10 protein-coding genes (1 of these 10 cut by a window edge) are annotated in these 11306 nt (G+C 66.8%); 9 read left to right on the top strand and 1 reads right to left on the bottom strand.

Features of this window, described 5'->3' with window-relative positions:
* Nucleotides 1-67 precede the first annotated feature (67 nt).
* Complete coding sequence (locus tag EDC39_RS09200) at nt 68-937, bottom strand: RluA family pseudouridine synthase (RefSeq protein WP_187426728.1); 870 nt, start codon at nt 935-937, stop codon at nt 68-70.
* Between the two features lie 158 nt (nt 938-1095).
* Here EDC39_RS09200 and smc point away from each other — a divergent pair, with 158 nt between their 5' ends.
* The 9 genes from smc to tyrS all read left to right on the top strand — a co-directional run.
* The gene (gene smc / locus EDC39_RS09195) at nt 1096-4614 is read left to right on the top strand and encodes a chromosome segregation protein SMC (RefSeq protein ID WP_148896084.1); all 3519 of its coding nucleotides are present in this window, start codon (nt 1096-1098) and stop codon (nt 4612-4614) included.
* A gap of 15 nt (nt 4615-4629) precedes the next feature.
* Nucleotides 4630-4989: a roadblock/LC7 domain-containing protein gene (locus tag EDC39_RS09190; RefSeq protein ID WP_148896083.1), complete on the top strand. Its 360-nt coding sequence runs from the start codon at nt 4630-4632 to the stop codon at nt 4987-4989.
* Nucleotides 4990-5345: 356 nt separating this feature from the next.
* On the top strand, nt 5346-6368 hold the full coding sequence (gene ftsY / locus EDC39_RS09185) for a signal recognition particle-docking protein FtsY (RefSeq protein WP_407925436.1): 1023 nt from the start codon (nt 5346-5348) through the stop codon (nt 6366-6368).
* A gap of 101 nt (nt 6369-6469) precedes the next feature.
* Nucleotides 6470-6649 (top strand): cell division protein ZapB, encoded by a 180-nt coding sequence (gene zapB / locus EDC39_RS09180; protein ID WP_148896082.1) that lies wholly within the window; start codon nt 6470-6472, stop codon nt 6647-6649.
* A 43-nt stretch (nt 6650-6692) separates the two neighbouring features.
* A complete protein-coding gene (locus tag EDC39_RS09175) occupies nt 6693-6974 on the top strand; it encodes a cell division protein ZapA (protein WP_148896081.1) in 282 nt (93 codons plus the stop codon).
* Nucleotides 6975-7294: 320 nt separating this feature from the next.
* Nucleotides 7295-7864 carry a 5-formyltetrahydrofolate cyclo-ligase gene (locus EDC39_RS09170; protein WP_187426727.1) on the top strand — a complete coding sequence of 190 codons (570 nt, stop codon included), beginning with the start codon at nt 7295-7297 and terminating at the stop codon, nt 7862-7864.
* Nucleotides 7865-8061: 197 nt separating this feature from the next.
* Complete coding sequence (gene rny, locus EDC39_RS09165) at nt 8062-9627, top strand: ribonuclease Y (RefSeq protein WP_148896079.1); 1566 nt, start codon at nt 8062-8064, stop codon at nt 9625-9627.
* Between the two features lie 84 nt (nt 9628-9711).
* Nucleotides 9712-10494 carry a TIGR00282 family metallophosphoesterase gene (locus EDC39_RS09160; protein ID WP_148896078.1) on the top strand — a complete coding sequence of 261 codons (783 nt, stop codon included), beginning with the start codon at nt 9712-9714 and terminating at the stop codon, nt 10492-10494.
* A 20-nt stretch (nt 10495-10514) separates the two neighbouring features.
* Nucleotides 10515-11306, top strand: the 5' portion of a protein-coding gene (gene tyrS, locus EDC39_RS09155; protein WP_148896077.1) for a tyrosine--tRNA ligase. 426 nt of this gene lie beyond the right edge of the window; only the first 792 of its 1218 coding nucleotides appear in the window; the start codon lies at nt 10515-10517; the stop codon falls past the right edge of the window.

Here is an 11306-nt window from a genome sequence, read left to right as displayed (position 1 = left end):
GCTCCCCTTAGCCGGGCGTCGGCGGCCGGAGCGGGGAGCAGGTCACTCCTGTCCGATTATAAACATTTCACGCTGTCGGGCCAGTCCCTTTTCCGTCGTCGGGCGACGCCAGCCACTGCCGCAGACCGTCGCGCAGTTCGCGTGGCAAGGGAGCGGTCAGGGTCTGTCCGTCTTCGAGCTCGATGCGCAGGCAGTGGAGAAAGGGCCGGGGCGGAAGCGGGGGCGCGTCGACACCGTAGCGCCGGTCGCCGAGGATGGGCCAGCCGGCCGCAGCCAGCTGACGGCGCAGCTGGTGGGTGCGGCCGGTTTCGAGTTCGAGCAGCAGCAGGCTCTGCCCGTTGCGGCTGGCGAGACGCCGGAAACGGGCGCGCGAGGGCCTGATCTTTCCCCGGATCGGCAGCGGCTGGTCCAGGGTGCCCCCGGGCGGGGCGAGACCCGCGGCCAGCGCCAGATAGGTCTTGCGCCAGAGGCCGGCCATCAGCGATTTGCCGAGCCGGCCGGCGGCCTGGTGCCCCTTGGCGAACAGGATGACGCCGGAGGTGCCGCGGTCGAGCCGGTGGACCGGAGAAAGACGGTAGCGATCGCCCCGCCGCCGAACCAGCTGCCGCAGCAGGCTGGTCAGGTCGGTGTCGACGCCGGCGGTCCGATGGACCGCCAGTCCCGCGGGCTTGTTCACGGCCAGCCAGTCGTCGGTTTCGCGCAGAATAGACAGGGCGGGAGCCAGCTCCGCGATCTCGCGCAGCCGCCGGCTGTCGGGCAGGCGTACCCGCATCCCGCGGCGGGTCGGCAGGTCGGCTTCGGCGACCCGGCCGTCGGCCAGAATCCGCCCCTTGCGCAGCAGCTGGCGCAGATAGCCGGCCGGGGCCGCGGGGAACTGGCGCTGCAGCCATTCGGACAGCGGCAGACCTGTGTCCAGGGAGTCGACAATCCTTTCCATGGCCCCCATCTTAGAGAGGGAACGACGGTTCGGCAAGGGGCTGGTCGCGGGGTGGTTGCGGCGCGGCGGAAGGCGGTGCGAAGTCCTTTACAGCGAGGGGTTGGATTGCTACCATAGCCCGCTATCGCCGGGGGATGGCTCCGGCGCAGGGGGGCTGGATGCGCATCAAGCGGCTTGAAATCATCGGTTTCAAATCCTTTGTCGACAAGGTCGAGATCGACTTTCAGGACGGGGTGACCGCCATCGTCGGGCCCAACGGCTGCGGCAAGAGCAACATCGTCGACGCCATCCGCTGGGCCATGGGCGAACAGAGCGCCCGTAACCTGCGCGGCAAGTCGATGGAGGATGTCATCTTCAACGGCAGCGAAACCCGCAAGCCGCACGGCATGGCCGAGGTCTCTCTCATTTTCGACAACGAGGACGGCCTGGCCCCTCCCGCCTTTGCCCAGTACGCCGAAATCATGGTCACCCGCCGCCTCTACCGCAGCGGCGAGAGCGAATACCTGCTCAACAAGACCCCCTGTCGGCTGCTCGACATTGCCGAACTGTTCATGGACACCGGCGTCGGCCGCCGCGCCTACTCGATCATCGAGCAGGGGAAGATCGGTTTCATCCTCAACGCCAAGCCGGAAGAACGGCGGTTTCTGATCGAGGAAGCGGCCGGGGTGACCAAGTTCAAGGCCCGCAAGAAGACTGCCATCCGCAAGATCGACGCCACCCGCCAGAACCTGCTGCGGCTCGGCGACATCATCAGCGAGGTCAACCGCCAGCTCGCCAGCCTCAAGCGGCAGGCCAACAAGGCCGAGCGTTACCGTCGTTACCGCGAGGAGCTCAAGGGGATCGAAACCCGTTTCGCTCTGCGCCGCTTCCGCCAGCTGACCGCCGAGATCGCGGAGCTGGAAAAGGGGGAGCGCGAGGGGGGCGGCGTTCTGGAGAGGCTGGGCGGCGAGCTGCAGGTGCTGGAGATGCGGCTCGACGAGGGGCGGCTGCAGCAGGCCGGACTGGAGAAGGAGCTGGGCCGCATCCAGGAGCAGGTTTTTCATCTGACCGCCGAGATCCAGCAGGCGGAGGGGAGGATCAGCTTCGCCCGCCAGCAGCGGGAGAAGCTGGAGCTGCAGAAGGAGCGGCGGGCGGCCGAGAGCGAAGAGGTCCGCCAGCGGCTGGTGGCGCTGGACGACGAAGAGGAGGCGCTCGAGCGGACCGTCGACGGGCTGGCCGGCGAGCTGGCCGAAGCCGAGGCGCGGCTGGCCGAGGCGGCCGAGGCGGCGGCCGAGTGGGAGCGGCTCGAACGGCGGCGGAACGCGCAGCTCGAGGAGACGCGGCAAAAACTTTACACCCTTATGTCCGGGCTTTCGCGGTTGCAGAACCAGCAGCAGGACGCCCGTCGCCGGTTGGAGCTGCAGGACGAGCGCAAGGCCCGCAACCGCCGGGAGGCGGCGGAGATTCAGGAAGAGCTGGCGCGGGTGCAGCAGGAGGCGCAGGAGCGCAGCCGCCGGCTGGAGGAGGACCGCCAGCGCCATTCCGGCCTGCGACAGGAGCAGGAGCGTGTGCGCGAAGAGCTCGACGGCTGGCGGGCGCGGCGCACGACCAACGAGGAGGAGCTGCTGACGGCGCGGGAGGATCTCAACCGGGTCCGTTCCCGGCTCGAATCGTTGCGCCAGCTCGAGGCCGACCTCGAGGGCTATGCCGGCGGGGTACGCACCCTGCTGGCCGACGACGGGCTGAAATCCCGCCTCGGCGGCCTGGTGGCCGATCACCTGGGCGTTCCGCGGGAGCTGGAGACGGCGGTGGAAGCGGTGCTCGGCGAACGGCTGCAGGCGCTGCTGGCCGACAGCGGCGACGCCGAGGCGGCCTTCGCCCTGCTGCGGCAGAAGGGCGGCCGGGCGACGCTGCTTCTCGGCGGTCCGCAGCCCGCCGGGGTGCCGGCCTGGAGCGAAGGAAAGCATCTGGCCGAGCTGGTCGAGACAGCGGACGACGCCCGCCTGCGCGGACTGCTGACCGGCGTCTATCTGGTGGAGGACGTTCGCCCCTGGCTCGGGCGCACCCTGCCGTTCGGGGTGACCCTGGTGACCCGCGACGGCGATACCCTGACCGGTCGCGGCGAATGGACCGGCGGCTCGGCGCCGGCGGCCGGCGGCGGGCTGCTGCACAAGAAGCGCGAAATCAGGGAACTGGCCGACCGGCTGGCCGGCCTGGAGCGGAGGGTGGAGGAGCTCGAGGCGGAGCGGCAACAGCTGCACGGCCGCTGCGCCGAGGGCGAGGAAAGGCTGCAGGAGCTGGCCGCCGCCATCCACCGGCAGGAACTGCGGCTGGTCGACAGCGACAAGGACCTGGCCCGCTTCCGGCAGGAAGAGGAGCGGCTTCTGCAGCGGATCGAGGTCCTCAGCCTCGAGGAGGACCAGCTGCACGGCGACCGGGAACACCTGCAGCGGCTGCTGCAGGAGGCGACCGACGGCCTGCGGCAACAGGAAGAGGAGCGGCAGCGGCTCGAGGCTGAGATCGAAGAGCTGACGGCGACGCTGGCCGAACAGCGCCGGGAGCAGGAGCAGGCGCGGGAACGGCTGACCCGCCTGCGGGTCGAGGTTGCCAGCCTGAAGGAGAGGGAGGCCGCAGCCCGCAGCAGCCGCGAGGGGCTGGAGCAGTTGCGGCACGAGCTGCAGGGCCGGCTCGCGGTGCTGGCCGGCGAGCGGGAGGACGCCACCGCCGAACAGCGCAGGCTGCAGCAGGAAGCCGAAAGCCTGCAGCAGCGGCTGGAGGTACTCTTCGCCCGCCGCGAGGAAGAGAAGAAGAAATACGATCGGCAGCGCGACCGGTTCGAGGAGACGGCGCAGCAGCTGCTGCTGGAGGAAGACCGGCTGCGCGAGCTGCGGCAGCAGGTCAACCGGGTGCGTGAGGAGGTCGGCGGCCTGCAGCTGCAGCTGCGGGAGAAGCAGCTGGCCCTGGAGCATCTGCGGCAGTCCTTTCTCGATCGCTACCGGCTCGATCTGAACGACCTGGAAGAGGTCGAGGACGAGCCGGAAATCGACCAGCAGGCGGCCGAGCGGCGTCTCGAGGAGCTGAAGCGCCTCATCGAGGGGATCGGCGAGGTCAACCTGACCGCCATCGACGAATACCGCGAGCTGGAGGAGCGGGCCCGTTTCCTGCTGGAGCAGCAGGAGGATCTGCGGCAGTCGCTGCACGGTCTGCAGACGGCCATCGCCAAGATCAACCGCACCACCCGCAAGCGGTTCAGGGAGACCTTCGACCAGGTCAACGCCAAGTTCCAGGAGGTCTTTCCGCGCCTGTTCCAGGGCGGTCGCGCCGAGCTGCGCCTGACCGACGAGGACGACCTGCTGGAAACGGGCATCGACATCATCGCCCAGCCGCCGGGCAAGAAGCTGCAGGGGGTGACTCTGCTCTCCGGTGGGGAGAAGGCGCTGACGGCGGTGGCGCTGATTTTCGCCATCTTCCTGATCAAGCCGTCTCCCTTCTGTCTGCTCGACGAGGTCGACGCGCCGCTGGACGAGGCCAATATCGGTCGTTTCAACGAGATGGTGAAGGAGATGTCGGCGCTGTCGCAGTTCATCATCATCACCCACAACAAGCGGACCATGGAGATGGCCGACACCCTTTACGGGGTGACGATGCAGGAGCCGGGGGTGTCCCGGCTGGTGTCGGTCAGGATCAACGAATTCTGAACGGGATGAGATGCCATGCCCTTCAAGCGGACCCTGAAAGAGATGCTCGACCGCATTCCCGGCTCCCTGGGGGCGATCATCGTCGACTGGGAGGGGGAGGCCGTCGACCAGGTCGGACGGATCGACGAATACGAACTGAAGGTGATCGGGGCGCACAAGGGGCTGATTCTCGATAGCATGCGGCGTGCTGTCCGCCGGGCCGAGGGGAATGAGCTGGAGGAGATCCTGATCACCACCAGCTGGCGGCAGACCCTGATTTTGCCGCTGGACAGCGAATACTTCTTCGTCGTCACCTTTGAAAACCGGCGCGCCATGGGCCGTGCCCTGTTCGAGGCGCGCCGCTGTCGGCAGAAACTGAGAGAGGAGATCGCCTGATTCCTGCGGGACGGGCGAAACGGAAGCAGTACACGATGAACGAACAGATGACGCAACTGGTACAGCAGCTGGGCGACTGGCTGGTCGGGCTCGGGGTTCCCGAGACCCAGAAAACGGCGGCGGCCTTCGGGCTGCTTTTTCTTCTGGCGACCTTTCTGGTCCTGATTCTGATCCTGGTCCTTTTCCGCCTGCGCGGCGGCCGGAAGCCGGCTGCCACCGGCGAAGAAGAGCCGGAAGAACGCAGGGAGCCGGAACGGCCGGCGAAAGAAGTCCCGGCGGAAACGGCCGGCGAAGAGGCCCCGGCCGAGGCGGTTGCCGAGGTGCCGGAACCGCGGGCCGTTGCCGCTGAGGAGCCGTTGGTGACCGACACCGGGGTTGAGCCGGTGGCTGAAGAAGCCGAACCGGCAGGCGAAGAGGCCGAACCGACGGCCGACCAGGCGGCAGAGGCTCCGCCGGAGGAGCCGGCCAGTCTCTTTCAGCGCATGCGTCGGGGGCTGGCCAAGACTCAGGCCGGCCTGGTCGGCCGCATCGACACCCTGCTGGGGGGGCGCGGCAAGGTCGACGCCGAGCTGATCGAGGAACTGGAAGAGATCCTGATCACCGCCGATCTCGGCATGCAGACCACGCAGGCGCTGATCGCGGCCATCGAGCAGCGCATGGCCCGCGACGCCGCCGCCGACCCGCAGATGGTGCGCCAGGTGCTGCAGCAGGAGATGTCCCGCCGCCTCGCGGAGGTCGATACGCCCTTCGATCTCGATCGTCCGGGGCCGATGGTGGTTATGGTGGTCGGCGTGAACGGCGTCGGCAAGACGACCACCATCGGCAAGCTGGCGCATCTGTGGACCGCGCAGGGCAAGAAGGTCCTGCTCGGCGCCGGCGATACCTTTCGCGCCGCCGCCGCCGACCAGCTCGAGGTCTGGGCCGGTCGCGCCGGCGTCGACATCGTGCGGCACGCCGAGGGGGCCGACCCGGCCGCTGTCGCCTTCGACGCCGCCAAGGCGGCGGTCGCCCGTGGCGCCGACATCCTGCTGCTCGACACCGCCGGACGGCTGCACACCAAGGTCAACCTGATGGAGGAGCTGAAGAAGGTGCGGCGTGTGCTGGCCCGGGAGATTCCGGAGGCACCGCACGAAACCCTGCTGGTGCTCGACGCCACCACCGGGCAGAACGCCCTGGTCCAGGCGCGGCTGTTCAAGGAGGCGGTCGAGGTGACCGGCCTGGTGCTGACCAAGCTGGACGGGACCGCCCGCGGCGGCATCGTGGTCGCCATCGCCAACGACCTGCAGCTGCCGGTGCGTTTTGTCGGCATCGGCGAGGGGATCGAGGATCTGCGGCCCTTCGAGCCGGAGATGTTCGTCCGGGCCCTGTTCGAGAAATGACTGCCGCCGTCAATTCAATGTTGACTTGACCTGAGCAGTTCCCTAAACTTTTCGTAAGTTTAACCCTGCCCGCCAAAAGGCAGGCGGGTCGGGAGGGTGTGATGGCGGATGTGGTCGACCGTCTTGAAGCGGAGATCGACCGACTGATCGAACGTCACCAGGCGCTACGCGAGGAATGCCGCCGCCTGCGGGAGGAGAACCGGCTGCTGCACCGGGAACGCGGGGAGGTCGCCGCCGAGGTCGACCGCATTCTGGCCCGGCTGGAACCCCTCCTCGACTGACGGTTCTTCCGGCGTCGCCGGCGGTGGACAAACGGGTGCGGGTGTGAAGCGATCGGTTCAGGTGACCATTCTCGGCCAGCAGTACACGGTTCGGAGCGACGCTTCTCCGGAGCGGATCGCCCGGGTCGCCGGTTTCGTCAACGACAGGCTGAACGAAGTCGCCGCCCAGGCGCCCACCGCCGACACGCACCAGATCACCGTCCTGACCCTGCTCAACGTGGTCGAAGCCTATCTCGACCTGGCCGACCGCCGGGAAGAGGCGGGCGGAAGCGAACGGCTCGAGCGGCTGCTGCGCCGGGTCGAGGCGGCCTGCGAGGCGGAGTGAAGGCAGGTCCGCAGCGGAACAGACACTCCTCGGGGAGTTTTCAGATAGATTGGAGCAGACAGGTTCGCGTCCCAGGACGCTTATCCAGGTAAATCGCAGCAAGCAACGAGCGAAGCGGGTTTTCTGGCGGATATGAGAACGAGCGAACGATCGCATCCGGAACGACTGCACCGCGACGGCGTCCAGGCGCCGCACAGGAGAGTTGCAACAGAAACCCGCACAGCCTGACCAGCCAGCGACCTTCCGGCCCTGCCGGGCCATGTTCTGACCATTCCTATCTGCGGCTTCCTCGGGGAACAGCCCGAAGGGGAGTCCCTGTCGTGCCCAAACGCACCCTTCGATCGTTGGTGCTTGAACGCCGCGCCGCTCTCGACGCCGAATGTCATGCGCGCCGCAGTCGGGCGGTTCAGCAGCGCCTGCTGGCCACGCGGCATTTCGCGCGTGCCGGCTGTGTCGGGCTCTACCGCCCGATTCGCAACGAGGTCGCCACCGATCTGCTCTGTCGACAGGCGTGGGCAGACGGCAAGCGGGTGGTCTATCCGCGGGTTCGCGGCGAACGGCTCGAGTTTCTGGCGGTCGGTCCCGACACCGGCTGGATCGAGGGGACCTTCGGCGTCAGGGAGCCTGCCGGCGACGAGCGGGTCGAGCTCGTCGCCGTCGACCTGCTGGTGGTGCCGGGGGTGGTTTTCGATCGCGACGGACATCGGCTGGGCTACGGCCGCGGCTATTACGACCGGGCCCTTGCCGGACACGGCTGCCGTCCGCTGCGGGTAGGGCTGGCTTTCGATTTGCAGGTTGTCGACCATGTGCCGCGCGAGGAGCATGACGTGCGGCTGCATGTTCTGGTGACCGAGACCGGGGTGAAGGAGTTCGCCGGTTTCGATCTTTGACAGCGTGTTGAAAAACTATTGCGGTTGGCGATACAGCGTTGAAAACAGTCGCAAAATGCTCATTTGCCGAGTTTGCAAACTGCGCTTTTTCGACTGGTTTCGCCTTGTCCCGCCCGCCCTCATGACGTTTTTCAACACCCTGTTAAGAGGGGACAGAACGGCCCGAGGGCCGAAAACCGGAAACGGAGGATGACGTCTTGAAGATAGAACTGCTCATTTTTCTTTTGGCGGGCGGGGGGCTCGTCGCCGGATTCGCCGTCGGCTATCTGCTGCGGCGGCAGATCGAGAAGACACGCGTGTCGAGCGCCCGCCGGGATGCGGAACAGATCATCGAGGAAGGTCGCAAGGAGGCCGAGGCGATCCGCAAGGAGGCGGTGCTGCAGGCCAAGGACACGGTGCTGCAGGCCAAGGCCGAGTGGGAGAAGGAGGCCCGTGAACTGCGCAGGGAGCTGCAGGGGCAGGAGCGACGCCTGCAGCAGCGTGAGGAGAACCTCGACCGCAAGATGGCGCAGCTCGACGCCCGCGGCGAGGAGCTCGAGGCGCGCGACCGGGAGCTGCAGAAGGCCCGGCAGCAGCTCGAGGCCATGCACAAGGAACTGGAGGAAAAGCTGGAGGAGCAGGCCCGTCTCCTGGAGCAAGTCTCCGGTATGAGCGCCGAAGAGGCCAAGCAGGAGCTGATGCGCAACATGGAGAGCGAGGCGCGGCACGACGCGGCCAAGCGCATCAAGCAGATTGAGGACGAGGCCCGGGAGACGGCCGACAAGAAGGCGAAGGAGATTCTCGCTCTGGCCATTCAGCGCTATGCAGGCGATTTCGTCGCCGAAAAGACGGTCAGCGTGGTGCCGCTGCCGAGCGACGAGATGAAGGGGCGGATCATCGGCCGCGAGGGGCGCAATATCCGCGCCATCGAGGCGGCGACCGGCATCGATCTGATCATCGACGACACGCCGGAGGCGGTGATCATCTCCGGCTTCAATCCGGTGCGCCGCGAGGTGGCCCGGCTTTCGCTCGAGAAGCTGATCCAGGACGGCCGCATCCACCCGGCCCGGATCGAGGAAGTGGTGAAGAAGGCGGAGGAGGAGGTCGACCAGGCGATCCGCGAGGCGGGTGAACAGGCGACCTTCGATGTCGGCGTGCACGGCATCCATCCGGAGATCGTCAAGCTGCTCGGTCGGCTCAAGTACCGTACCAGCTACGGGCAGAACGTGCTGCAGCATTCGGTGGAGGTAGCCTTCCTCTGTGGCATCATGGCCGCCGAGCTCGGTCTCAACGTCAAGCAGGCCAAGCGCGCCGGCCTGCTGCACGACATCGGCAAGGCGGTCGATCACGAGATCGAGGGCTCGCACGCCGTCATCGGCGCCGATCTGGCGCGCAAGTACGGCGAGTCGCCGAAGATCGTTCACGCCCTGGCCGCCCATCACGAGGACGAGAAGCCGGCCACGCCGCTGGCCGTGCTGGTGCAGGCGGCGGACGCCCTCTCCGGCGCCCGTCCCGGCGCCCGTCGCGAGATGCTCGAAACCTACGTCAAGCGCTTGGAGGATCTCGAGCGCATCGGCACCAGTTTCCCCGGCTGCAGCAGCTGCTACGCCATTCAGGCCGGGCGCGAGATCCGGGTGATGGTGGCCAGCGATGAGGTCTCCGATGCCCAGTCGGTGGTGTTGGCCAAGGAGATCGCCAAGAAGATCGAGGACGAGATGACCTATCCGGGACAGATCAAGGTGAATGTCATCCGTGAAACCAGGGCGGTGGAGTACGCCAAGTAAACCAGGTGCCCGCATGGTCGACCGAAACCGCCGGCCGGCTCGTCCGTCCGGCGGTTCGTTGCGACCGGGGCGGATCGGTCAGTGATGAACATACTCTTTATCGGTGACATCGTCGGTCGGGTCGGCCGGCGGCTGGTGGAGCGGCTGCTGCCGCGCCTGGTCGACCGACATCAGGTCGATCTGGTGGTGGCCAACGGCGAGAACGCGGCCGCCGGCTTCGGGTTGACAGCCGACGTGGTCCGTGAGCTGTTCGATGCCGGGATCGATGTCTTGACCACCGGCAACCATGTCTGGGACAAGAAGGAAGTCTGCGGCTTCATCGACGACCGGCCCCGCCTGCTGCGGCCGGCCAACTATCCGGGACAGGCGCCCGGGCGGGGCTGCGGCGTCTTCGCCACCAGCGCCGGGCACAAGGTCGGCATCATAAACCTGGAGGGGCGGGTCTTCATGAGTGCTCTCGACTGTCCGTTCCGGACCGCCGACCGGCTGGTGGAGGAGCTGCGTCGGCAGACGCCGGTAATCCTGGTCGACTTTCACGCCGAGGCGACCAGCGAAAAGGCCGCCATGGGGCACTACCTCGACGGGCGGGTTTCGCTGGTCGTTGGCACCCATACCCATGTGCCGACCGCCGACGCGCGAATCCTGCCGGGCGGGACGGCCTATCAGACGGACGCCGGCATGACCGGCAGCCGCGATTCGGTCATCGGCATCCGCAAGGAGCTGGCGATCGAAAAGTTTCTGACCCAGATGCCGGTCAAGTTCGACATCGCCAAGAAGGATCCCTGGCTCAACGGCACTCTCTGCACCATCGATGTCGAAACGGGCCGGGCGACCGACATACGCATCATTCAGGAACCGGGCGAATAACGAGGGAATCGAGGTTTTTCATGAAATCAGTCAGCGAACAGATGGCGGTCATCCGCCGCGGCGCGGTGGAGATTCTGGTGGAAAGCGAGCTGGAGGAGAAGCTTGCCAGGTCGATCGAAAGCGGCAAGCCGCTGCGGATCAAGGCCGGGTTCGATCCGACGGCGCCCGATCTGCATGTGGGCCATACGGTGCTGATCCAGAAGCTGAAGCAGTTTCAGGACCTGGGACACCAGGTCATCTTCCTGATCGGCGACTTCACCGGCATGATCGGCGATCCGACCGGCAAGAACGAGACCCGCAAGCCGCTGACCCGCGAGCAGGTGCTGGAAAACGCCGAAACCTACCGCGAGCAGGTGTTCAAGATCCTCGATCCGGCGCGGACGGAAATCGCCTTCAACAGCACCTGGATGGGGAAGATGACCTCCTCGGAGATGATCACCCTGGCGTCGCGCTACACGGTGGCGCGCATGCTGGAGCGGGACGATTTTCACAAGCGGTTCACCAGCCAGCAGCCGATCGCCATCCACGAATTTCTCTATCCGCTGGTGCAGGGGTACGATTCGGTCGCCCTGCAGGCGGATGTCGAGCTGGGCGGAACTGACCAGAAGTTCAACCTGCTGGTCGGGCGCGAACTGCAGAAGCAGGTCGGCCAGCGGCCGCAGACGGTGCTGACCATGCCGCTGCTCGAGGGGCTGGACGGCGTCAACAAGATGAGCAAGTCACTCGGAAACTACATCGGCATCACCGAGCCGCCGAAGGAGATCTACGGCAAGACCATGAGCATCTCCGACGAGCTGATGGTCCGCTACTAC

This window comes from Geothermobacter ehrlichii (assembly GCF_008124615.1).
Taxonomy (GTDB): domain Bacteria; phylum Desulfobacterota; class Desulfuromonadia; order Desulfuromonadales; family Geothermobacteraceae; genus Geothermobacter; species Geothermobacter ehrlichii.
Note: the sequence above shows the minus strand (reverse complement) of the source record. Positions and strands in the feature narration are given on the sequence as shown.